21 protein-coding genes, 1 pseudogene and 1 other annotated feature are annotated in these 23,767 nt (G+C 36.3%); of the genes and pseudogenes, 21 read left to right on the top strand and 1 reads right to left on the bottom strand.

The features are described 5' to 3' along the window. Positions 1-328 precede the first annotated feature (328 nt). The 5 genes from ACLBWW_RS04510 to ACLBWW_RS04490 all read left to right on the top strand — a co-directional run bounded on the left by ACLBWW_RS04510 (position 329) and on the right by ACLBWW_RS04490 (position 5,428). On the top strand, positions 329-790 hold the full coding sequence (locus ACLBWW_RS04510; protein ID WP_000625511.1) for a DUF441 domain-containing protein: 462 nt from the start codon (positions 329-331) through the stop codon (positions 788-790). Between the two features lie 387 nt (positions 791-1,177). Further along, a complete protein-coding gene (gene citZ / locus ACLBWW_RS04505; protein ID WP_000503659.1) occupies positions 1,178-2,326 on the top strand; it encodes a citrate synthase in 1,149 nt (382 codons plus the stop codon). 160 nt (positions 2,327-2,486) lie between these two features. Continuing rightward, complete coding sequence (gene icd / locus ACLBWW_RS04500) at positions 2,487-3,779, top strand: NADP-dependent isocitrate dehydrogenase (RefSeq protein WP_447613914.1); 1,293 nt, start codon at positions 2,487-2,489, stop codon at positions 3,777-3,779. Between the two features lie 19 nt (positions 3,780-3,798). Further along, positions 3,799-4,737: a malate dehydrogenase gene (gene mdh, locus ACLBWW_RS04495; protein WP_000153236.1), complete on the top strand. Its 939-nt coding sequence runs from the start codon at positions 3,799-3,801 to the stop codon at positions 4,735-4,737. A 217-nt stretch (positions 4,738-4,954) separates the two neighbouring features. Beyond that, positions 4,955-5,428, top strand: a complete 474-nt coding sequence (locus tag ACLBWW_RS04490; RefSeq protein ID WP_000914190.1) for a MaoC family dehydratase — start codon at positions 4,955-4,957, stop codon at positions 5,426-5,428. A gap of 57 nt (positions 5,429-5,485) precedes the next feature. Here ACLBWW_RS04490 and ACLBWW_RS04485 read toward each other — a convergent pair whose 3' ends face one another. Further along, positions 5,486-5,617: a hypothetical protein gene (locus ACLBWW_RS04485; RefSeq protein WP_002122970.1), complete on the bottom strand. Its 132-nt coding sequence runs from the start codon at positions 5,615-5,617 to the stop codon at positions 5,486-5,488. An 89-nt stretch (positions 5,618-5,706) separates the two neighbouring features. On the opposite strand from ACLBWW_RS04485, the gene ACLBWW_RS04480 reads away from it, so the two are divergent. The 16 genes and pseudogenes from ACLBWW_RS04480 to thrS all read left to right on the top strand — a co-directional run bounded on the left by ACLBWW_RS04480 (position 5,707) and on the right by thrS (position 23,764). Then, positions 5,707-5,952, top strand: coding sequence for a hypothetical protein (locus ACLBWW_RS04480; RefSeq protein WP_000871398.1), 246 nt, complete (start codon positions 5,707-5,709; stop codon positions 5,950-5,952). Positions 5,953-6,106: 154 nt separating this feature from the next. Continuing rightward, the gene (gene phoP / locus ACLBWW_RS04475) at positions 6,107-6,826 is read left to right on the top strand and encodes a two-component system response regulator PhoP (protein ID WP_001065223.1); all 720 of its coding nucleotides are present in this window, start codon (positions 6,107-6,109) and stop codon (positions 6,824-6,826) included. Then, the gene (gene phoR / locus ACLBWW_RS04470; RefSeq protein WP_048544348.1) at positions 6,819-8,582 is read left to right on the top strand and encodes a sensory box histidine kinase PhoR; all 1,764 of its coding nucleotides are present in this window, start codon (positions 6,819-6,821) and stop codon (positions 8,580-8,582) included. Before phoP ends, phoR begins: the two co-directional genes overlap by 8 nt. A gap of 284 nt (positions 8,583-8,866) precedes the next feature. After that, on the top strand, positions 8,867-11,500 hold the full coding sequence (gene polA / locus ACLBWW_RS04465) for a DNA polymerase I (protein ID WP_048544346.1): 2,634 nt from the start codon (positions 8,867-8,869) through the stop codon (positions 11,498-11,500). 12 nt (positions 11,501-11,512) lie between these two features. Continuing rightward, positions 11,513-12,343 (top strand): DNA-formamidopyrimidine glycosylase, encoded by an 831-nt coding sequence (mutM, locus tag ACLBWW_RS04460; protein ID WP_001114486.1) that lies wholly within the window; start codon positions 11,513-11,515, stop codon positions 12,341-12,343. 72 nt (positions 12,344-12,415) lie between these two features. Beyond that, a complete protein-coding gene (gene ytaF / locus ACLBWW_RS04455) occupies positions 12,416-13,048 on the top strand; it encodes a sporulation membrane protein YtaF (protein ID WP_000281739.1) in 633 nt (210 codons plus the stop codon). Between the two features lie 174 nt (positions 13,049-13,222). Further along, positions 13,223-13,324 (top strand): annotated as a pseudogene (locus tag ACLBWW_RS04450) (IS607 family transposase); the annotation flags it as partial. Further along, complete coding sequence (locus tag ACLBWW_RS04445; RefSeq protein ID WP_223265763.1) at positions 13,287-14,405, top strand: RNA-guided endonuclease InsQ/TnpB family protein; 1,119 nt, start codon at positions 13,287-13,289, stop codon at positions 14,403-14,405. The pseudogene ACLBWW_RS04450 and the gene ACLBWW_RS04445, both read left to right, overlap by 38 nt. 162 nt (positions 14,406-14,567) lie before the next feature. Then, entirely contained in the window at positions 14,568-15,170 is a 603-nt protein-coding gene (gene coaE, locus ACLBWW_RS04440) for a dephospho-CoA kinase (RefSeq protein ID WP_048544511.1), read from the top strand. A gap of 109 nt (positions 15,171-15,279) precedes the next feature. Next, positions 15,280-16,308: a glyceraldehyde-3-phosphate dehydrogenase gene (locus ACLBWW_RS04435; RefSeq protein ID WP_000198978.1), complete on the top strand. Its 1,029-nt coding sequence runs from the start codon at positions 15,280-15,282 to the stop codon at positions 16,306-16,308. A gap of 387 nt (positions 16,309-16,695) precedes the next feature. Further along, positions 16,696-17,079, top strand: coding sequence for an adenosylmethionine decarboxylase (gene speD / locus ACLBWW_RS04430; RefSeq protein ID WP_002003660.1), 384 nt, complete (start codon positions 16,696-16,698; stop codon positions 17,077-17,079). A 285-nt stretch (positions 17,080-17,364) separates the two neighbouring features. After that, complete coding sequence (gene nrdR, locus ACLBWW_RS04425) at positions 17,365-17,826, top strand: transcriptional regulator NrdR (protein WP_001203687.1); 462 nt, start codon at positions 17,365-17,367, stop codon at positions 17,824-17,826. Between the two features lie 152 nt (positions 17,827-17,978). Next, positions 17,979-19,385 carry a replication initiation and membrane attachment family protein gene (locus ACLBWW_RS04420; protein ID WP_046956233.1) on the top strand — a complete coding sequence of 469 codons (1,407 nt, stop codon included), beginning with the start codon at positions 17,979-17,981 and terminating at the stop codon, positions 19,383-19,385. Between the two features lie 33 nt (positions 19,386-19,418). Then, the gene (gene dnaI / locus ACLBWW_RS04415; RefSeq protein ID WP_000400114.1) at positions 19,419-20,357 is read left to right on the top strand and encodes a primosomal protein DnaI; all 939 of its coding nucleotides are present in this window, start codon (positions 19,419-19,421) and stop codon (positions 20,355-20,357) included. Between the two features lie 279 nt (positions 20,358-20,636). After that, positions 20,637-21,518: a putative sporulation protein YtxC gene (gene ytxC, locus ACLBWW_RS04410; RefSeq protein ID WP_098048083.1), complete on the top strand. Its 882-nt coding sequence runs from the start codon at positions 20,637-20,639 to the stop codon at positions 21,516-21,518. 31 nt (positions 21,519-21,549) lie between these two features. Beyond that, positions 21,550-21,779, top strand: a binding site (T-box leader). Between the two features lie 47 nt (positions 21,780-21,826). Next, on the top strand, positions 21,827-23,764 hold the full coding sequence (thrS, locus tag ACLBWW_RS04405) for a threonine--tRNA ligase (protein WP_000786074.1): 1,938 nt from the start codon (positions 21,827-21,829) through the stop codon (positions 23,762-23,764). The last annotated feature ends 3 nt before the right edge of the window (positions 23,765-23,767 follow it).

The following is a 23,767-nucleotide window of genomic DNA, read 5'->3' as shown; positions in this document are numbered from 1 at the left end:
AGTGGAATGATGGATTTTTCCTGCTTTTTCAGTACATGAGTGACTGTAAAAGCTTGGTGTTGATGCTTCTACTATATGGTAAAAACTTCATTTTCTCTTCTTTTTATTTTACCTGTTTCTTATTAGAAAAGAAAGGAGGGACAATCGTTTTCAAAAATGTATATAGGCTTAAATTTTTGATGATGAAAGTCTCAGTTTAGCATTTTAAAATACATAAAAAATGAAGTGGTTATTGTTGAATATACATCGATATAGCATGTATAACGATAGGTTTAAAGGTATTTTTGTTTGGAAATGAGTTCATTATTTTCAGAAAGGAAGTGTAAACATGATTAGTCAGTCAACGTTATTTTTATTCATACTACTTATTATAGGACTTGTTGCTAAAAACCAATCGCTTACTGTAGCTATTGGTGTGTTATTTTTATTGAAATTTACGTTTCTAGGAGATAAAGTCTTTCCTTATCTACAAACGAAAGGGATTAACCTCGGTGTAACGGTTATTACAATAGCAGTACTCGTACCGATTGCAACGGGGGAAATAGGTTTTAAACAACTTGGAGAAGCGGCGAAATCGTATTATGCATGGATTGCTTTAGCTTCAGGGGTAGCGGTTGCTTTGTTAGCGAAAGGCGGCGTACAATTATTGACGACGGATCCTCATATTACAACTGCGCTCGTTTTCGGGACAATTATAGCGGTTGCTTTATTTAATGGAGTTGCTGTAGGTCCATTAATTGGGGCTGGAATTGCCTATGCAGTTATGAGTATTATACAGATGTTTAAATAAGGAATTTTATAGTAATATAAAATTTTTGAATTCTTTCTGTTCACAAAAGTCAGATAATTGTTTATAATAGGATTAGAAACTTTGAAAAGTTACATAACAGCAGAGACTTTACACCAGATAAAATAAAAACAACATAAAACAATTTTATAATGATATTGTTTTATGTTGTTTTTATCATAAAACTCTTCGGGATTAATTTTCCTCACTAACTTGTTGTTTTGAGCGTGAGGATTCGGGGAGACATTCACGCTCATGCTTTCCATGTAAACAATGGACAATAAGAGGGGAACATCGCAACAAATTTGCATGATCGTGCATTTTGCTTGCCTAAAGAGTGAACGGGCGTTCATAATTCAAAAGGGAAGCAAATAGATATAAGGAGCAAGGTTGGGAGAATTTTCAGGAAAAGGAGAGAATGTCATGACTGTTATTCGAGGTTTAGAAGGGGTAGTAGCAACAACATCATCTGTGAGCTCTATTATTGATGATACATTAACTTATGTTGGGTATAATATTGATGATTTAGCTGAGAATGCTACATTTGAAGAAGTAGTGTACTTATTATGGCATCGCAAGCTTCCTAATGAACAAGAACTAGCGAAATTTAAAGAGATTGTATCGGAATACTATAAAGTTCCAGGTGAGATTTTAACATATTTGAAACAAGTAGATTTAAAAATCGCACATCCGATGTCTGTTTTACGAACTGCAATTTCCATGCTATCATTATACGATGAGAGCGCTGAAATTATGGATGAAAACTCCAATTATTTGAAAGCGGTTAAATTGCAGGCTCAAGTGGGAACTTTAGTTGCTGCTTATGCAAGAATTCGTAAAGGTTTAGATGTTGTTGAGCCTAGAAACGATTTATCATTAGCTGCAAACTTCTTGTACATGTTAAATGATCGCGAGCCAAATGAAGTTGAAATTGAAGCTTTTGACAAGGCGCTTGTACTTCACGCAGATCATGAGTTAAACGCTTCTACATTTACTGCACGCGTTTGTGTAGCTACACTTTCAGATGTATATTCTGGTATTACAGCAGCAATCGGTGCGTTAAAAGGTCCTCTTCACGGCGGGGCAAACGAAAATGTAATGAAGATGCTAACTGAAATTGGCGAAGAAGAAAATGTAGAATCATATATTCATAATGCTCTTCAAAATAAAGTGAAAATCATGGGCTTTGGCCACCGTGTATATGAGCAGGGTGATCCGCGTGCAAAACATTTACGCGAAATGTCTAAGAGATTATGCGTGCTTTTAGGAGAAGACAAATGGTATAATATGTCTATCAAAATTGAAGACATTGTAACAAAAGAAAAAGGTCTTCCACCAAATGTTGATTTCTATTCAGCTTCTGTATACCATTGTTTAGGAATTGACCATGACTTATTTACACCTATTTTTGCAATTAGCCGTATGTCAGGCTGGTTAGCTCATATTCTAGAACAATATGAAAACAACCGTTTAATCCGTCCGCGTGCTGATTATAATGGACCAACACATCAAGTGTACGTTCCAATTGCACAACGATAAGCGAAAAACACTATTTTGATAGTGAAAATACGCTTTCAAAAGTCTGATTTTTTCGGAAAGACGTAATGATTAGAATATTTTAATTTAAATAACGGTTTGAACTGAGGGGTTATTCCCTCAGTTTCATACATATGAAATTTCAAACATGGGGGTTATCACATTGATGACAGGTGAAAAAATTACTGTAACTAATGGTGTTATGAATGTACCAAACAATCCGATTATTCCATTTATCGAAGGAGATGGAATTGGTCCTGATATTTGGGCAGCTGCATCTCGTGTACTAGAAGCAGCAGTTGAAAAAGCTTATGATGGTGAGAAGAAAATTGTTTGGAAAGAAGTGCTTGCAGGGGAAAAAGCATTCAACCAAACAGGCGAGTGGTTACCAGAAGAAACTTTAAATTTAATCCGTGAATATTTAATCGCGATTAAAGGTCCACTTACAACTCCAGTTGGCGGTGGTATTCGTTCTCTAAACGTAGCACTTCGTCAAGAATTAGATTTATATGTATGCCTACGTCCAGTTCGTTATTTTGATGGTGTTCCTTCACCTGTAAAACGTCCGGAAGATACTGATATGGTTATTTTCCGTGAGAATACAGAAGACATTTATGCTGGAATTGAATATGCACAAGGATCTCCGGAAGCAGAAAAAGTCCTTGCTTTCTTAAAAGAAGCAATGGGTGTTAATAAAATCCGCTTCCCAGAAACATCTGGTATTGGTATTAAACCAATCTCAGAAGAAGGGACAAAGCGTCTTGTTCGTGCTGCAATTCAATATGCAATTAACGAAAAACGTTCTTCTGTTACATTAGTTCATAAAGGAAACATTATGAAATTTACAGAAGGTGCTTTCAAAAACTGGGGTTACGAAGTAGCGGAACAAGAATTCGGCGATAAAGTATTTACTTGGGCTGAATATGATCGTATCGTTGAGAAAGATGGTAAAGATGCAGCGCATAAAGCGATGGCAGACGCTGAAGTGGTTGGAAAAATCATCGTAAAAGATTCTATTGCAGACATCTTCTTACAACAAATTTTAACTCGTCCACGTGAGTTCGATGTTGTTGCAACAATGAACTTAAACGGAGACTACATCTCTGATGCACTTGCTGCACAAGTAGGTGGAATTGGTATTGCACCTGGTGCAAACATTAACTATGTGACTGGACATGCTATCTTTGAAGCTACACATGGTACAGCTCCAAAATATGCAGGTTTAGACAAAGTAAACCCATCTTCAGTTCTTCTTTCTGGTGTATTATTATTAGAGCACTTAGGATGGAATGAAGCTGCGAAATTAGTAACTGATTCAGTTGAGAAAACAATTGCTTCAAAAGTAGTAACTTATGATTTCGCACGCTTAATGGAAGGTGCAACAGAAGTGAAATGTTCTGAGTTCGCTAATGAACTTATTAAAAACATGGATGTAGCGATAATCAAAAACGCATAATTAAAGCGGGGGGTAAATTATGACAATCAAACGCAAGAAAGTTTCAGTCATCGGTGCAGGATTTACAGGAGCAACAACAGCATTCTTATTAGCACAAAAAGAACTTGCAGATGTTGTATTAGTGGACATTCCACAACTGGAAAATCCAACAAAAGGGAAAGCGTTAGATATGTTAGAAGCGAGCCCAGTACAAGGTTTTGATGCTAACATTATTGGAACATCTGATTACGCAGATACTGCTGATTCTGACGTTGTCGTTATTACAGCAGGTATTGCACGTAAGCCTGGTATGAGCCGTGATGACTTAGTAGCAACAAACTCTAAAATTATGAAAAGTATTACGCGCGACATTGCAAAACATTCACCAAATGCGATTATTGTTGTGTTAACAAATCCAGTTGATGCAATGACATATTCTGTATTTAAAGAAGCAGGATTCCCGAAAGAGCGTGTTATCGGTCAATCGGGCGTATTAGATACAGCTCGTTTCCGTACATTTATTGCACAAGAATTAAATCTTTCTGTGAAAGATATTACAGGATTTGTTCTTGGTGGACACGGTGACGATATGGTACCTCTTGTACGTTATTCTTATGCAGGTGGCATTCCGTTAGAAACGTTAATTCCGAAAGAGCGTTTAGAAGCAATCGTAGAACGTACCCGTAAAGGTGGCGGTGAGATTGTAGGCTTATTAGGAAACGGTAGTGCATATTACGCACCAGCTGCTTCTTTAGTTGAAATGACAGAAGCAATCTTAAAAGATCAACGCCGTGTATTACCAGCTATTGCGTACCTTGAAGGTGAATATGGTTATAGCGATCTTTACTTAGGCGTACCAGTAATTCTAGGTGGTAACGGAATTGAAAAAATTATTGAGTTAGAACTTCTTACAGATGAAAGAGAAGCGTTAGATCGCTCTGTAGAATCTGTACGTAATGTAATGAAGGTTCTTGTTTAATAATTAAATATTAAGTAGAAAAAGATTCGGGGCCCCGAATCTTTTTCTACTATTTATTCAAATGTTTTTTTGAAATAATATGAAAACGCTATCATTTGGTGTATCCTATAATGAAACTATAGATTTATACTATACATTGCCCTCATCATAGTAAATTTCGGATAAGGTATCGCTATTAGTAGGATAATAAGGTGAAAAAATCGGAGGGGGTTGTAACATGTTAAAGAAAAAAGTTCAAATTGGTCGTAGAATGGATGAAATTACAGTAGGAGAGAAATTATCTATCACTGAAAAAATTGAGGATAAAGATTTGTTATTGTACTTAGGGTTAACGAATGATGCCAATCCATTATATATTCAGCATGATTACGCATCCCAAACTCCGTATGAAAAGCCGATTGTACCAAGCATTATGCTAACGGGAATGATTACAACGGCAGTTACGAAATATTTACCAGGTCCAGGCAGTCATATTACTAGGAAGGACCTTACGTTCGTGAAGCATGTTCATCATTATGAAACGTTACAAATCCATTTTGAAGTTGTAGCTGTTTCTGAGGAGGAACATACAATTGATATGCTTGTATCTGCTCATGATGAAAAAGGAGAAACGGTTGTAAAGGGTTCTTTAACAGTAACGCCGCCTTTTAAATCAGTTTCTATTATGGAAAAAGCATTAGATAATTTTTAAAACATGAAAATATGAATAGCGCTAGCACACCTTACTATAAGGGGGCTAGCGCTATTTTTAGTTGAAGAATCCTTGTGTGAATCCTTCGGCGAAATCAGAACAGCCTGTTTTAATAGTATCCCAGCTTGGGGCGTTGAAAGTAAGAATACATGTTACTACTAAAGATAGAATAGGTAGAACTAATCGCATAATAGACCTCCGTGTTTTTAATATTTATATATTTAAATTAATAATATAAATATTAATAATGTAAGTCAATAAAAGGGGTGATTTTTAAGGTGAAGTGGAAAAAAGAAGACGTTATCTTTGAAACGATAAGAGAAGCTGAAGTGTGGGCGGACGGGGTCGCGAATGAAATGTATGGAAGACTATTTGATAGATATGAAACACCGGACTATAAAATAGCGTATGCTCTTTCATTTTTCCTAGCGCAGGAGAGGGGATTTGTGGTTCATACGGAAAAATACTTTGAAAAAGGTAGGTTTATCTACCGAGTTTGGATAGCGGAGAGGGAGAGAGAATGAAGTTTTAATTACTTTTATTTTCGAAGCATTAGTAGAAACGAGCTCCATGAATAGACAATTATATTGAGAGGGAACTTGTTTTCTAGTATGATGAGAATAACGGGGAAAATACTAGGATGAAGAAGGTTTCAAGTCTATAACTTGGAGGAAAAGAATGAACAATCGTATTTTAGTAGTTGATGATGAGGAATTTATCTTAACTTTAATTGAATTTAATCTACAACAAGCTGGGTTTGAGGTTATAACAGCGATGGATGGAGAAATGGCGCTTCAAAAAGCGACAACAGAACGCCCAGATTTAATTATATTAGATTTAATGCTTCCAAAAATGGATGGTATGGAAGTGTGTAAAGAATTACGATTGCAGCGCGTTATGACGCCGATTTTAATGTTAACAGCAAAAGATGATGAATTTGATAAGGTGCTAGGTCTTGAACTTGGGGCAGATGATTATATGACGAAGCCATTTAGCCCAAGGGAAGTTGTTGCGCGTGTGAAGGCAATTTTGCGCCGCACGAAATTACAACAAGAAGAACAAGTGAAAGAAGCGTCAGATGAAGAGAGCATCACACTTGCTGAACTTAAAATTTTGCCGGAATTTTATGAGGCTTATTTCCAAGGAAGAAAGCTTGAATTAACACCAAAAGAATTTGAACTACTTGTTTATCTTGCGAAAAATAAAAGTCGCGTGTTGACACGTGATCAATTATTAAGTGCTGTATGGAACTATGATTTTGCTGGTGATACACGAATTGTTGACGTTCATATTAGCCATTTGCGCGATAAAATTGAACAAAATACGAAAAAACCGACGTACATTAAAACGATACGTGGTTTAGGATATAAATTAGAGGAGCCAAAAGGGGATGAATAAATTTCGTTCCAGGCTTCTTTTTACATTTGTTTCTCTTATTGTTTTTATTTTAGTTGGACTAGGTTTATTACTGGAAACCGTGTTTGAAAACTACTATATAGATCATGCAAAAGAGAGAATGGTAAAAGAGACAGAGTATGTTGCGGTATTAGCAGAAGAACAGGGTTTTGATGATGTTTTAAAAAATCCATATGTATTTGAAAAGTTAGAAGAAAAAATACAGGCTTCTATTGCATTTGTAGATGAAAAAAAGAAAGTTCAATATAGCGGAGGAGAACAGTCTGCTTTTAGTGAAGGGATAATTAAAGAACTTTCTTCTGAAACAACAAAACAAAGAAACAAAGTCATTACGAAAGAAACAGATCAGAATAATGAATTTTACCATGCGGTATTCGTTCAAGATGTAGCAGGGAAACAAGGGTACATTTTGGTGAAAAGTACAATTGAGCCTTTGAAATCTGTTCATCAAAAAACGTGGGGATTATTAATTATCGGATTTGTTATCGCTTGTCTCGTAGTCGTATTTTTAGGTATGAAAATTACAGGGCAATATATTAGGCCAATTGAATCCGTTACGAAAGTTGCTATCGAATTAGCGAAGGGAAATTATAAAGCACGCGCTTATGAAAGTCATTCGGATGAAACGGGAATGCTGAGTAAAGCAATTAATATTTTAGCCCGTAATTTACAAGAGATGACACTTGAGCAAGAAATGCAACAAGATCGTCTGCATACGTTAATTGAAAATATGGGAAGCGGAATGATTTTAATTGATAGCCGCGGTTATATAAACCTTGTAAACCGTTCTTATAAGGAAACTTTCCACGTAACAGATGAAGAATATTTAGATCGTTTATATTATGAGTCGTTTCATCATACAGAAATTATAGAGCTCGTGGAAGAAATTTTTATGACAGAAGTGAAAGTGCGTAAACAAATGTTATTGCCGCTTGGAATTGAGCGAAAGCATTTTGAAGTATATGGAGCACCGATTATCGGGACGAACCATGAATGGAAAGGGATTGTCCTTGTATTCCATGACATTACTGAGCTAAAGAAATTAGAACAAATGAGAAAAGACTTTTTAGCGAATGTTTCTCATGAACTAAAGACACCGATTACTTCTATTAAAGGTTTTTCAGAAACGCTCTTGGACGGTGCTATGGATAATAAAAAATTCTGCGAACATTTCTTGCACATTATTTTAAAAGAAAGTGAACGCATGCAAGGGTTAATTGAAGATTTATTAGATTTATCAAAGATTGAGCAACAAGGCTTTAAATTGAGTATGGGGACCGTTGATATGAAGGGACTTCTTGAAGACATTCATATGGTGCTTGATAACAAAGCAGGAGAAAAAGAAATTTCTTTACAAGTAAATGCGCTAAAAGGAGTCTCGGTCATTGGAGATCCAAGTCGTTTGAAGCAAATCTTTATTAATTTAATGAATAACGCAATCGTATATACGCCGGCTGGAGGCGTTGTTTCTGTAGAATTAGCAGAAGATAAATATAATGCTTATATAAAAGTATCGGATACGGGAATTGGTATTAGTAAAGATGAAATTCCGCGTATTTTTGAACGCTTTTACCGAGTGGATAAAGCGAGAAGTAGAAATACTGGTGGTACAGGCCTTGGATTATCGATTGTAAAGCATTTAGTTGAGGCGCATCACGGCACGATTACAGTGGATAGTGAAGTTGGGGAAGGGACAACATTTATAGTTGTTTTACCAAAATCAGCAACTGAAAAATAGGATGAAGGATGTTTACAATATATTAACAATGGCTTAATTAAATATTAATAAAGGTCTGTTAATATAATACATGAAAACCCCTTCATCCAAGGAGTAATTTTGGACGAGAATAGTTATGCTATTCTCGTCACTTCCCTTTTATGTTAGTAAACGTTTGTATATATGATAGAAAATAGCCGTTATTTTTCTTCTCTCTATTAGTCATGTTAATATAGAGAGAGGAAAGGAACGGTTTTTTTTCTGTGAAAAAAATCATTTCAAATTTGTATGGGGAGGTTTCTGGTTTGGAAAAAAAGGTCGTATTAGTAGATGGTAACAATATCGCGTATCGTGCTTTCTTTGCACTACCGCTTTTAAATAACGACAAAGGTATACATACGAACGCAATTTACGGTTTTACAATGATGTTAATGAGAATATTAGAGGAAGAAAAACCAACGCATATGTTAGTAGCGTTTGATGCGGGTAAAACGACATTCCGTCATAAAACGTATAGTGAGTATAAAGGAGGACGTCAAAAGACTCCACCTGAATTATCAGAGCAATTCCCGTTTATTCGTGAGATGCTTGATGCATTCAACGTACCACGTTATGAATTAGAAAATTATGAAGCGGATGACATTATGGGGACGTTAGCGAAAGAAGCGAGTGAACAAGGGTTTCATGTAAAAGTTATTTCAGGAGATAAAGACTTACTGCAACTTGTTTCAGATAATACACTCGTATGTATTCCTCGTAAAGGGATTACAGAAGTGGATGAATATACGAAAGAAGCTTTATTTGAGAAATACAGCTTATCACCAAAGCAAATTATCGATATGAAAGGTTTAATGGGAGACCAGTCAGATAATATTCCAGGTGTACCAGGAGTTGGTGAAAAAACTGCGATTAAATTGTTAACACAGTTTGAAACGGTCGAGGCAGTGTATGAAAATATAGATCAAGTAAGCGGGAAGAAATTAAAAGAAAAGCTAGAAGCAAATAAAGACCAAGCTCTTATGAGTAAAGATCTTGCAACTATTATTACAGATGCGCCGATTACAGTGCATGTGGATGATATGGAGTATAAAGGGTATGAAGCAAGTGATGTGATTCCAATGTTCGAGAATTTAGGATTTACATCCCTTTTAAATAAATTAGGTGTTACGCCAGAAGAAACGACTCCAGCTGAATTAGATGATATTACATTTGATATTGTGGAAGAAGTTACAGAAGAAATGCTAGTGCAAGATAGTGCGCTTATTGTTGAAGTACAAGAAGATAACTATCATAAAGCGGACATTCAAGGTTTTGGTATTCAAAATGAAAATGGCTGTTACTTTATTCAAACAGAAATTGCTCTTAAGTCAGACGCTTTTAAAGAGTGGCTTGCAGATGGAGAAATGAGAAAGTATACATTTGATGCAAAGCGCGCAATCGTTGCACTTAAATGGAACGGGATAGATATGCAAGGGATTGACTTTGATCTACTAATCGCTGCTTATTTACTTGACCCGGCTGATACGGATAAAGATTTCCGTACTGTAGCAAAAATGAAAGAAACACATGCTGTGAAATCTGATGAAGAAGTTTACGGAAAAGGTGCGAAGCGTGCTGTTCCAGAGCTAGAAGTAGTAGCGGAGCATGTAGCTCGTAAAGTGCACGTATTATATGATGTAAAGCAAACATTCGTTGAAGAGTTACAAAAGAATGAGCAATATGAACTGTTTACAGAGTTAGAATTACCACTTGCGCGTGTATTAGCTGATATGGAAGTAAAAGGTGTAAAAGTTGATACGGAGCGTCTTCGTAATATGGGAGAAGAACTTGCAGGTAGATTAAAGGAAATGGAACAGGAAATTTATAAGCTTGCGGGAACAGAATTTAATATTAATTCACCGAAGCAGCTTGGTGTTATTCTGTTTGAGAACTTAAACTTACCAGTTATTAAAAAGACGAAAACAGGTTATTCTACGTCAGCAGATGTACTAGAAAAGCTTATGGATCGCCATGAAATCATTCCAAACATTTTACATTATCGTCAATTAGGGAAACTAAATTCAACTTATATTGAAGGTTTATTAAAAGTTGTACATGAAGATTCATCTAAAATCCATACTCGTTTCAATCAAGTATTAACACAAACAGGTCGATTAAGTTCAACGGATCCTAACTTGCAAAATATCCCAATTCGATTAGAAGAAGGAAGAAAGATTCGTCAGGCATTTGTTCCATCAGAAGAAGGATGGATTATGTATGCGGCAGATTATTCACAAATTGAACTTCGCGTATTAGCTCATATTGCAAATGATAAAGGGCTAGTTGAAGCGTTCCAACATGACATGGATATTCATACGAAAACAGCGATGGATGTATTTGGCGTTGAAAAAGATGAAGTAACTTCGAATATGAGACGACAAGCGAAAGCTGTCAATTTCGGAATTGTATATGGTATTAGTGATTATGGTCTTTCACAAAACTTAGGAATTACAAGAAAAGCAGCAGCGGAATTTATTGAAAAGTATTTAGAAAGTTTCCCTGGTGTACAAGAATACATGAGTGACATCGTAAAAGATGCGAAACAAAAAGGGTATGTGGCTACATTATTAAATCGCCGCCGTTATATTCCGGAAATTACGAGTCGTAATTTCAATTTACGTAGCTTTGCTGAGCGTACGGCTATGAATACACCAATTCAAGGGACTGCGGCAGATATTATTAAAAAAGCGATGATTATTATGGCAGACCGTCTAGAAGAAGAAGGATTACAGGCGCGTCTACTTCTGCAAGTACACGATGAATTGATATTTGAAGCGCCAAAAGAAGAAATTGAAAAATTAGAGAAGCTTGTACCAGAAGTAATGGAGCATGCAATTGAACTCGCAGTTCCGTTGAAAGTTGATTATTCTTACGGTCCAACTTGGTACGACGCAAAATAAGGAAGTGATGAAATGCCTGAATTACCAGAGGTTGAAAACGTCAGACGGACACTTGAAAATCTTGTGACAGGAAAAACAATTGAAGATGTCATTGTTACCTATCCCAAAATAGTAAAACGTCCGGATGATGCAGAAATCTTTAAAGAAATGCTAAGAGGCGAGAAGATTGAAAATATAAAGCGAAGAGGAAAGTTTTTGCTTTTATATGTAACGAATTATGTTATTGTTTCACATTTGCGTATGGAAGGTAAGTTTTTACTGCATCAAGAGGACGAGCCAATTGATAAGCATACACACGTCCGTTTCTTATTTACAGATGGAACTGAACTACATTATAAAGATGTGAGAAAGTTTGGTACGATGCATCTCTTTAAGAAAGGTGAAGAATTGAATCAAATGCCTCTTGCTGACTTAGGTCCGGAGCCGTTTGATGCTGAATTGACACCGCAGTATTTACAAGAAAGATTGCAAAAGACCAATCGTAAAATAAAAGTCGTATTATTAGACCAGCGTCTTTTAGTAGGGCTTGGAAATATATATGTAGATGAGGTTTTATTCCGTTCTCAAATTCATCCGGAACGAGAAGCTTCGTCTTTAACAGCAGAAGAAATTGAACGAATTTACGAGGCGACTGTTACAACGTTAGGTGAAGCAGTGAAGCGAGGCGGAAGTACAATTCGAACGTATATGAATTCGCAAGGGCAAATTGGCTCATTCCAAGAACTTCTAAATGTATACGGAAAAAAAGGAGAACCATGTGTGACTTGCGGTACGATATTAGAAAAAACAGTTGTTGGCGGAAGAGGAACGCATTACTGCCCGATTTGTCAGCCGAGAATATAGAAAAGAGATAACATTGGATAGGCATTTGTCATATACATACAGCAGGGCTATGTATAAGGGAGGAGCTTACCGATGTACCTTTATTTATCTCTTATTTTATTAGCTTTTACATTAAGCTTAGATAGCTGTAGTGTAGGGCTAACATATGGTTTAAGAAGCGTAAGAATTCCACTAAGATCAATTATAATTATCGGAATGTGTTCAGCGGCTGTTATGCTTGTTTCAATGGGAATTGGACATATGATCGCGAAAATATTTTCACCTGTTATCGCAACGCGTATCGGTGGGCTTGTTCTTATTGGAATAGGAATTTGGGTATTATATCAATTTTTTCGAAGTGAGAAAAAAGAAGAACCAAAGCAAGAGGAGAAGGTTTGGAAATTAGAAATTGCTTCGCTCGGGCTAGTGATTCAAATTTTACGGAAACCGACTGTTGCAGATTTTGATAAATCAGGCACCATTTCTGCAGGAGAAGCGTTACTTCTTGGTATCGCTCTTTCTATAGATTCGTTCGGTGCTGGAATTGGTGCATCTTTATTAGGGTATGCGCCCGCTATGATGGCGATATTAGTTGCGGTTATGAGTTCTTTGTTTTTATTTATTGGAATGAAACTTGGAACGGTTTTATCAAATATGAAGTGGTTACAAAAATTTACATTCCTGCCTGGGGTATTACTCATTATTATTGGAATTTGGAAAATGTAAGTATGGGCGTGGAACATTAGTTTCGCGCCTTTTATTATGAGGATGGGAGGACGGTAAGTATATATTTATAGATAAAAAACCATTGTCAGGGTAAAGTAGCCTCATGGGGTGAAAAATCTTAAATTATATTCAATTGGTGATTTTGCAAAAAAGGCAGGTAGGACAGAGTAAACTAGTTGCCATCTTCAAGGAAAAAGAGCAAATATAGCTAAGAAGATGGTTAAGGAGTTGTTGGAAAGTGATGCTTGCGAAGAAAGTGAGAATCAAGCCAAATGAAGAACAAGAATTGCAACTTTGGAAATCTGTTGGCACGGCAAGATGGGCTTATAATTGGACACTGGCGAAGCAAGAGGAGAATTATAAGAATGGCGGAAAGTTCATATCAGACGGTTTTTTACGGAAAGAATTAACTGTATTGAAGCAGACTGAAGAATATGCTTGGTTGTATGATGTTTCGAATAATATAGCCAAACAAGCAATCAAAGATGCTTGTGAAGCATATAAACGATTTTTTAAGGGGCTGGCTGATAAACCACGATTCAAAAGCAGAAGGAAATCAAAACCCTCTTTCTACAACGATAACATCAAGTTAAAAGTAAAAGAAAAACAAGTTTTGATTGAGAAAGTTGGTTGGGTAAAAACATCCGAAAAGTTACCTGTAGAGGTGAAGTACTCTAATCCACGCGTTAGCTTTGACGGTAAGTATTGGTATTTATCTGTCAGTATCGAACAGGAGTTTACAAAAGAGAAGTTAACGGCTGTTTCGTTAGGAATAGATATTGGAATCAAAGAATTAGCATATTGTTCTGATGGTCAGAAAAAGAAAAATATCAACAAAACAAAGGTGGTAAGAAAGGCAGAGAAACGCCTTCGTAGGTTGCAACGTCAAGTTTCTCGTAAATATGAAATGAACAGGGAGGGAAACCGTTTTGTCAAAACGAGCAACATTATAAAAATCGAACAAGAGATACGACAACTACATAGAAGGTTATCGAATATCAGAAAGAATCATCTTCATCAGTCAACGAGCGAAATTGTGAAAACCAAGCCATTTCGTATTGTGATGGAGACGTTGCATATGAAAGGTCTGATGAAGAATAGACACCTAGCTAAAGCGATTGCGAAGCAGTGTTTATATGAGTTCAAAAGACAAATTCAATACAAGTGTGAAAAATATGGTATTGAATTTGTAGAAGCTGATACATGGTATCCTTCTTCAAAAATGTGTTCCAATTGTGGAAGCATCAACAAAGAACTAAAACTTTCTGACCGTGTATACAAATGCACTTGTGGTCACGAAATGGATAGGGATTTAAATGCGGCTATCAATTTGTCACGGTATGAATTAGCCAGTTAATATCTAAAAAAGTTACGGCTAATATGTAGGATTCGTTGTATCCGAATTTACGCCCTCGGAGTGTTTGATCAAACGAAAGTAGCTTTCTGCAAAATCGGACACGTAGAACAGGGAAATAAACAAAATTTATAGATTTTTATAAGTTTATGGCAACGGATTATGATGACAGTAGTAATTGGATTAACGGGAGGCATTGCAAGCGGAAAAAGTACAGTGTCTCAAATGTTTCGTGAACTGAGTATACCAGTTATTGATGCAGATATTATTGCAAGAGAAGTTGTAGAGCGAGGAAAACCAGCATATAACAAAATTGTAGAAGTGTTTGGAACGGAAGTATTACAAGAAGATGGAGAATTGGATCGCCCGAAATTAGGAAATGTCGTTTTCTATAATGAAGAAAAACGATTGCAGTTAAATAAAATCGTTCATCCTGCAGTTCGTGAGGAAATGAATACACAAAAGGAAAGGTACATAAAGGAAGGTATGCAAGCGGTTGTGTTAGATATACCTCTCTTATTTGAAAGCAAATTAACAAGTCTCGTTGACCGCGTATTAGTTGTAGCGGTTAAGCCACATACGCAATTAGAACGTTTAATGAAACGAAATAATTTTTCAGAAGAAGAAGCAACAGTTCGTATTCAATCTCAAATGCCGTTAGAAGAAAAAGTGAAAAATGCAGATGAAGTGATAAATAATGATGGCACAATTATGGGAACGAAAACACAATTACAGGTGATTTTAAAGAATTGGAACATTATTGACTAAAAAATTGTGAAATTAATGAAAATGCTTAGTGACATATCCCCTTTTTGTGTTATACTATTATTGGGATTGGAGATAAATAGTATAACGCATTCAAGGGGGATAACATATTATGACTCGTGTGGCAATTAATGGATTTGGACGTATTGGGAGAATGGTATTTCGTCAGGCAATAAAAGAAAGCGCATTCGAAATTGTAGCAATCAATGCAAGCTATCCATCTGAAACGTTAGCACATTTAATTAAATATGATACAGTTCACGGCAAGTTTGACGGAACAGTAGAAGCATTTGAAGATCACTTATTAGTTGATGGGAAAATGATTCGCCTTTTAAACAACCGCGATCCAAAGGAATTGCCTTGGACAGATTTAGGTGTTGAAGTTGTAATTGAAGCAACTGGTAAATTTAATTCAAAAGAAAAAGCAATTCTACATGTTGAAGCTGGAGCGAAAAAAGTTATTTTAACAGCGCCTGGTAAAAATGAAGATGTAACAATTGTAGTTGGTGTGAACGAAGACCAATTAGATATTACAAAACATACTGTTATTTCAAATGCATCTTGCACAACAAACTGTTTAGCGCCTGTTGTTAAGGTGTTAGATGAGCAGTTTGGAATTGAAAACGGTTTAATGACAACTGTTCACGCTTATACAAATGACCAAAAAAATATTGATAACCCACATAAAGATTTAAGAAGAGCACGTGCTTGCGGACAATCAATCATTCCGACAACGACAGGCGCTGCGAAAGCGCTTGCAAAAGTTCTTCCGCACTTAAACGGAAAACTTCATGGTATGGCACTTCGTGTACCAACACCAAACGTATCTCTTGTTGACTTAGTAGTAGATGTAAAACGTGATGTGACAGTTGAAGCTATTAATGAAGCATTCAAAACTGTTGCAAACGGTGCATTAAAAGGTATTGTAGAATTCAGTGAAGAGCCTTTAGTATCTATTGACTTTAATACAAATACACACTCAGCTATTATTGATGGTTTATCTACAATGGTAATGGGTGATCGTAAAGTGAAAGTACTTGCTTGGTATGATAACGAGTGGGGCTACTCTCGTCGTGTTGTAGATCTTGTAACGTTAGTTGTTGACGAATTAGCGAAGCAAAAAAATGTGCAACATATTTAAGTGAATAAGGGAGAGGGCAAGCGAATATTTGCCCTCTTTTTTTATTTTTTTCTGAAAAGGAAAAAAATTATAGGAGTATATTTTTGAAAGTGGACATACCACGAAACGTTGTGATTACTGTATTTGTGAATCATTTATTTTTTTTAGGGAAAAGTAAAGAGGAAAATATGACAGAAAATCGAAAAAACTGTTGTTGCAAAATGAAAATAAACAAAGTATACTAACACTCGTAAACTTAAGAGCTGAGGTACGTAGTCACTACTTAAAGGGTTAGGACCTCTCTGGACTAACTTTCCCCCGTGGTAGTGGAGCAAGCCAAATTGCAAATTAGTTTTCAATTCGAACAGTTAGAATAAATTTACAAGGGGGAACTGTAGAATGGATACTATGGATACGATGGGTCGTCACGTAATCGCTGAACTTTGGGATTGTGATTTCGACAAGCTTAATGACATGCCGTATATTGAACAATTATTTGTGGATGCAGCACTGAGAGCTGGTGCTGAAGTGCGTGAGGTTGCTTTCCATAAATTTGCACCACAAGGTGTAAGTGGAGTAGTAATTATCTCGGAATCACATTTAACAATTCATAGCTTTCCGGAGCACGGTTACGCAAGTATTGATGTTTATACTTGTGGGGATCGTATTGATCCAAATGTTGCTGCAGAATATATTGCAGAAGGTTTAAACGCGAAAACGCGTGAGAGCATCGAGCTTCCTCGAGGCACTGGTAGCTTCGAAATTAAGCAGAGAGAAACAAAAGCTCTTTAAAAAAGAACATAATTGATTTAAAATGTAAAGAGGTGTATAATGCACCTCTTTTTTAGTTTATAAAAAAGGAAAAATATAACGTACTCGTTAGTGAGATAAATTGGGCTCTTACGAATAAGTTAGCACCCCATCTACCATCTTATTTTTGAAAACGAGATGATAAAATAATGTGCTTAAACTTAAAGTGGTAAGAGAGTTAGAATGAGTTATATAATATTGTATATATATTGTCAGATGAAGTAAGTAGAGAAAAAATAAAGAGTATAGTGTAAAGGAGTGAATATATTGCGTTGTCCATCCTGTTCGCATAATGGTACAAGAGTGTTGGATTCGCGTCCGGTAGACGAGGGGCGCTCTATTCGAAGAAGGAGAGAGTGTGAAAGTTGTTTAAGTCGCTTTACGACATTTGAAAGAGTAGAAGAGTCACCTCTTATCGTTGTAAAAAAAGAAGGCACACGAGAAGAGTTTAATAAAGAAAAGATTTTGCGCGGCTTAATTAAAGCGTGCGAAAAAAGACCAGTATCTTTAAGACAATTAGAAGAAGTAACTCAAAGTGTGGAACGTGAACTTCGTAATTTAGGTATATCAGAAGTGAAAAGTGATATGATTGGTGAAATTGTTATGGAAGAACTGCGTGATATTGATGATGTTGCTTACGTGCGTTTTGCTTCTGTATATCGCCAATTTAAAGATTTAAATGTATTTATTGAAGAATTAAAAGATATACTGCAAAAAGAAAGAGAGTAGAAGTTGTATTTTATTCTCTTTACATACCGTAAGTAATGAGATAAGAGAGCTAGAAGCGAAAGCTAATAGCTCTTTTTCGCTAAGCAATTATATAATGAAGATAGAACGAATGAAGTAGAGGATAGATTGGATGAGAGAAAGGAAAAGCAAGAATGGAAAAACAGTCATGGATGGAGCTATTGCCAATTGATCGTTATAAAGTAAGTGCGAAAGGGTTACTGCATAATTACGACCGAAAAGTGTTAACGATGTTGTATCAGCCGTTAATAGGTAGTAGAGCTTTTAGTTTGTACATGACGCTATGGGGAGAGTTAGAGCAAGATCGTGTGTTTGGAAAAGAGAATACACATCATTCCCTTATGGTGACCATGCAGATGCAGCTTCCCGAAATATATGAGGAACGAGTAAAGTTAGAAGCAATTGGGCTTTTGAAGGTATATATTAAGAAAGAAAAAGATATTCGAATGTTTATATACGAATTGCAACCACCTTTATCTCCGAAGCAGTTTTTTGATGATATTGTGTTAAGCATCTTTTTATACAATCGATTGAGTCGGACAAAATATAATCAAGTAAAGCAATATTTCTTAGAAGAAGAATTTGATTTTGCTTCTTATGAAAATGTTACGCGTTCTTTCAATGATGTGTTTGGTTCGTTTAATCCAGGACAGCTTGAGCATGCGCAAGAAGATCTTCGTATTCCAAAAACGACAGCTATGCCAAGTAACGAGAAGGGAGACGCTCCAAAAGTTTGGAATGATTTCTTTGATTTCTCCTTATTTGTAGATGGCTTGTCCGCTCTTGTCCCTAAAAAGGCGATTACAGATCAAGTGCGAGAATGTGTCAGTACACTTGCTTACGTATACGATGTAGATGTGTTATCGATGCAAAATATCGTTCTTGGTACGGTGACAGAGATGCAGACAATTGATATCGAAAGGCTTAGAAAAGGAGCACGTGATTGGTATCAGTTCGAAAACGGTCAAGCGTTACCTGTATTAAGTGAAAGAGTACAACCTCACGCTGCACGTATGATGGAAGGAAAAGAGCCTTCTACGCAAGAAGAGATGTTAATAAAACAGTTAGAGGAAATCTCACCAAAACAACTATTAAAAGAAATCTCTGGTGGTGCAGAGGCGACAAAGGCTGACTTACAGATCGTTGAAGATGTAATGATCAATCAAAAATTAACGCCAGGTGTTGTGAATGTACTTATTTATTACGTTATGCTACGCTCAGATATGAAGCTTGCGAAAACGTATGTGGAGAAAATTGCTGGGCATTGGGCACGTAAAAAGGTCGGTACAGTAGCTGAAGCAATGGCGTTAGCGAAAGAAGAAAACCGTCAATATCAAGAATGGGCTGAGACGAAGAAAAAAGGCCGTACGTCGAAGAAAACGATAAGAAAAGAAATGGTACCAGATTGGCTGAAAGAAGAGCCGAAAGAACAAGAGAAAGAAATAGTGAAGAAAGATGTAAGTAAGAAAAAAGATGCAAGTACGTTAGATGATGAACGAAAACGACTAGAAGAAGTGTTAAAAAAATATAAGCGTGATTAATAGAAGAGAATGAACGCTCTTTGAGGTGAGAAAATGGAGCATATTCAAAATTCATTTGCAAAGTTAATGGAAAATAAAAATTTTAAAAATAGATATGAAGTATTAAAGGCGGAAGTAATGGCGCATCCGCGTGTGAAAGAATTTATAGACGAACATCAAGGTGAAGTAACAACTTCTATGATTGAGCGCAGCCTTGTGAAGTTATACGAATATATTGGACAAAGTGTAGGTTGTGCGGATTGTCCGGATCTAGGTTCGTGTAAAAACATGCTGCAAGGATATGAGCCAAAGCTCGTTATCCAAGGGAAGATGATTGATATTCAATACGATCGTTGCGTTAGAAAAGTAGCATATGACGAGAGAAAGAAATATGAAAAACTCGTTCAAAGTGTATATATGCCAACTGACATTTTACAGGCAACGATGGAAAACTTAGATCCTTCAGATTTAGATGCGCGTATTGATGCAATTGGTGCAGCTAATGAATTTTTAAGTACATATGAACCTGGTAAAAAAGTACAAGGTTTATATTTGTACGGTAAATTTGGTGTAGGGAAAACGTATTTGTTAGGAGCAATGGCGAATGAACTTGCTCAAAAGAAAATAAGTTCGATGCTCGTATACTTCCCTGAATTTTTACGTGAAATTAAAAGTTCGATTCAAGATAATTCGATTGGGGAAAAGATTGATGCGGTGAAACGCGTACAAGTTTTAATGCTAGATGATATCGGAGCAGAAGCGATGTCAAGTTTTGTGCGTGACGATGTGCTTGGTGCAATTTTGCAATTCCGTATGTTAGAAAACTTACCGACGTTCTTTACGTCTAACTTTGATTTCAAGGAATTGGAACATCATTTAACGTATACACAGCGTGGTGAAGCAGAACAAATGAAAGCAGCACGTATTATGGAACGAATTAAATATTTAGCGAAGCCGATTCCGATTGGCGGGAAAAACCGACGTCATAAGTAAAGAGTAAGCTGAAAAGCTTGCTCTTTTTTTCGTTTTGAACACTTCTCAGAATAGGTGAATTGCAAAACGAAAAACTTCTTATAGAAAATTCATTGTAGCTTGTATCATTTTTTTCTCCCTCCCTTAATATATATAAAATTAGCAAGCCATATTGAGTGGATTTTCTAACGATAGGAAATGTAATTCTACTAAGAGTGAACTTCACGCGGGACGGACTCTTATAGGATTTGTAACGTATAGATACAATCCTTTAGAGCAGGGATAAAAGGGGGGACAAAAGTGATTGAAATTTGCTTCGAAGAAAAAAATGATGCTATGCATGTATATAGACAACTATTGAAAAGAGCGGAACTGTTATATAAGGAAACGAGTGTGTATTTACAGGAACAAAAAGTGGTGATTCACATACCAGTATGTGAATCGAATTATATTGAAAAGATTTTATTGCCGGTAATGGTATATTTCATTGTGAATGTAAAGCAAAATAAGTGGATTTATACAATCTTAAAAGAGAAGTTTTTTTATGAAGAAGAGGAAGAGTGTCATCAAATATTGCATATGGCACAAGAGATTCTAAAGGGAAGAAGAAAAGGGATTGCTCGTGAATTAACACGTCACACATTTGAATCATATATTAAATCTTCTTTAAATAACTGGCTTTGTGATCCGCTTTCGTTCTCGTTTTCATCATATGTTCGTTTTCGCCTTCGTACATATAGGGAAATGGTAGCTAAGCTTGCTGAATTGTCGATTGATGAGTATAAGTTGGAACAAGAATATCAAATGTTTATTGAGACGCTAAGGCAACAAGTGCGTAGCCGAAAATCACGTTTGTCCTGTGTGCATCTTATTTTTGATGAAAGTTTTATTTTCTATGATGATAAAGGTAGACGTTTAAAACAGGAGAAATTGGTCCAATATATAGACGAGGAATTATTAAAGCAAAAGGATGTATATATTGATACGAAAGTAATTGCACCACTTCTTTCTATTTCGCCGAAAAAAATTTATTTATATACGAAAGAACAAGACCATAATATGATTATTACTTTGCGAAATGTATTCCAAGAACGGATCCAATTACATGGATTACATGAGTTTGAGCGCAATGTGAAAAATTTAAAAAATAAAGGTAACGCCCTTGATTTTCTAAGTTTTTGAGCATATAATTACCTACATAAATGAAATATATTGAAATGTCATGATGAGGACATGAGTAGTTTTCTACGATTTTCAGAGAGGGAAGCCTTAGGGTGTGAGCTTCCTAGTACGGGATTATTACTTACCACCTCTAAACTTTAGCAGTGAACGGTTTTTTCTAGTAATTGCTAACGGACAACACCGTTATGTTGAACTTGAGCAATTAACAATAATGTTAATTGGAACAAGGGTGGAACCACGAATTCAACACTCGTCCCTTTTTACGGGATGAGTGTTTTTTATTTTGAAAAAAAGAGGAGTGACCAGTGATGGCAGATGTAGTTAAAATTACTTTCCCTGATGGAGCTGTGAAGGAGTTTCCAAAAGGCGTAACAACTGAAGAAATCGCAGCTTCTATTAGCCCAGGCTTAAAGAAAAAAGCTGTGGCTGGAAAATTAAACGATGAGATGATCGATCTTGTTACACCAATCGAAGAAGATGGTGCAGTTTCTATTATTACATTAGATTCTGAAGATGGCTTATACATTTTACGCCATTCAACAGCCCACCTATTAGCACAAGCGTTAAAACGTTTATATAAAGATGCTAAGCTTGAGCTCGGCATTGGTCCAGTAATTGAAAATGGCTTCTACTACGATATTGATATGGAAGAAGCAATCACAGTTGAAGACTTCAAGAAAATCGAAAAAGAAATGCAAAAAATTGTGAACGAGAACTTAGAAATCGTTCGTCATGAAGTGCCACGTGCAGAAGCACTTCGTCGCTTTGAAGAAATCGGCGATGAGTTAAAATTAGATTTAATTAACGATCTTCCAGAAGATGCAGTTATTTCAATCTATGAGCAAGGCGAATTCTTCGACCTTTGCCGTGGTGTTCACCTTCCATCTACAGGGAAAATTAAAGTATTTAAATTATTAAGCGTTGCAGGTGCTTACTGGCGCGGCGATAGCAATAATAAAATGCTACAACGTATTTACGGTACTGCATTCGTTAAGAAAGCAGAATTAGATGAGCACTTACGTATGCTTGAAGAAGCGAAAGAGCGCGATCACCGTAAATTAGGTAAAGAATTAAAACTATTTACTAATAGCCAAAAAGTAGGACAAGGTTTACCACTTTGGTTACCAAAAGGTGCAACTATCCGCCGCATTATCGAGCGTTACATCGTTGATAAAGAAGCAAGCTTAGGCTATGATCACGTATACACTCCAGTACTAGGAAGCAGAGAGCTTTATGAAACTTCTGGTCACTGGAATCACTACCGTGATGGTATGTTCCCATCAATGGAAATGGATAATGAAGAGTTAGTTCTTCGTCCGATGAACTGCCCTCACCACATGATGGTTTATAAAAATGATATTCACAGCTACCGTGAATTACCAATCCGTATTGCGGAACTTGGAACAATGCACCGCTATGAAATGTCTGGAGCATTATCTGGATTACAACGTGTACGCGGAATGACTTTAAACGATGCGCACATTTTCGTTCGCCCAGATCAAATTAAAGAAGAGTTAAAACGTGTTGTAAACTTAACTCTAGAAGTGTACAAAGATTTTGGTTTAGAGAACTATTCATTCCGTCTATCTTATCGTGACCCAGCTGATACTAAAAAGTACTATGCTGATGATGAGATGTGGGAAAAAGCGCAAGGTATGTTAAAAGAAGCTATGGATGAAATGGGTCTTGATTACTATGAAGCTGAAGGTGAAGCGGCATTCTACGGTCCAAAACTTGACGTTCAAGTTCGTACTGCTCTTGGAAAAGACGAAACACTTTCAACTGTACAATTAGACTTCTTACTTCCAGAACGCTTTGAATTATCTTACGTTGGTGAAGACGGTAAACAACATCGTCCAGTTGTAATTCACCGTGGTGTTGTATCAACTATGGAACGTTTCGTAGCCTTCTTAATTGAAGAATACAAAGGTGCATTCCCAACTTGGTTAGCTCCAGTTCAAGCGCAAGTAATTCCAGTTTCTCCGCAAGTACATTTAGACTATGCGAAGAAAGTACAAGATGAATTACGTCGTGCTGGTATCCGTGTTGAATTAGATACTCGTGAAGAGAAAATTGGTTACAAAATCCGTGAAGCACAAATGCAAAAAATTCCGTACATGCTTGTAGTAGGTGACAATGAAGTAACTGAAAACGGCGTAAACGTACGTAAATATGGTGAACAAAAATCAGAAACAATTGCATTAGATGCTTTTGTTGATATGATTAAAGTAGAAGGAAAACGATAAGAC

The sequence above is a fragment of the Bacillus sp. M5A3_1b genome (genome assembly GCF_053345335.1).
The sequence above is the reverse complement of the archived record's forward strand: the minus strand, read 5'-3'. Positions and strand labels throughout refer to the sequence as shown.

Excerpts from the sequence above, each read along its gene's own strand:
- ACLBWW_RS04510 (WP_000625511.1), top strand. The coding sequence starts at position 329 with ATGATTAGTCAGTCAACGTTATTTTTATTCATACTACTTATTATAGGA.
- dnaI (WP_000400114.1), top strand. The coding sequence starts at position 19,419 with ATGGAGCATATTCAAAATTCATTTGCAAAGTTAATGGAAAATAAAAAT.
- phoP (WP_001065223.1), top strand. The coding sequence starts at position 6,107 with ATGAACAATCGTATTTTAGTAGTTGATGATGAGGAATTTATCTTAACT.
- ACLBWW_RS04485 (WP_002122970.1), bottom strand. The coding sequence starts at position 5,617 with ATGCGATTAGTTCTACCTATTCTATCTTTAGTAGTAACATGTATTCTT.
- thrS (WP_000786074.1), top strand. The coding sequence starts at position 21,827 with ATGGCAGATGTAGTTAAAATTACTTTCCCTGATGGAGCTGTGAAGGAG.
- coaE (WP_048544511.1), top strand. The coding sequence starts at position 14,568 with ATGACAGTAGTAATTGGATTAACGGGAGGCATTGCAAGCGGAAAAAGT.
- ACLBWW_RS04490 (WP_000914190.1), top strand. The coding sequence starts at position 4,955 with ATGTTAAAGAAAAAAGTTCAAATTGGTCGTAGAATGGATGAAATTACA.
- speD (WP_002003660.1), top strand. The coding sequence starts at position 16,696 with ATGGATACGATGGGTCGTCACGTAATCGCTGAACTTTGGGATTGTGAT.
- mutM (WP_001114486.1), top strand. The coding sequence starts at position 11,513 with ATGCCTGAATTACCAGAGGTTGAAAACGTCAGACGGACACTTGAAAAT.
- mdh (WP_000153236.1), top strand. The coding sequence starts at position 3,799 with ATGACAATCAAACGCAAGAAAGTTTCAGTCATCGGTGCAGGATTTACA.
- ytaF (WP_000281739.1), top strand. The coding sequence starts at position 12,416 with ATGTACCTTTATTTATCTCTTATTTTATTAGCTTTTACATTAAGCTTA.
- ACLBWW_RS04435 (WP_000198978.1), top strand. The coding sequence starts at position 15,280 with ATGACTCGTGTGGCAATTAATGGATTTGGACGTATTGGGAGAATGGTA.
- ACLBWW_RS04420 (WP_046956233.1), top strand. The coding sequence starts at position 17,979 with ATGGAAAAACAGTCATGGATGGAGCTATTGCCAATTGATCGTTATAAA.
- phoR (WP_048544348.1), top strand. The coding sequence starts at position 6,819 with ATGAATAAATTTCGTTCCAGGCTTCTTTTTACATTTGTTTCTCTTATT.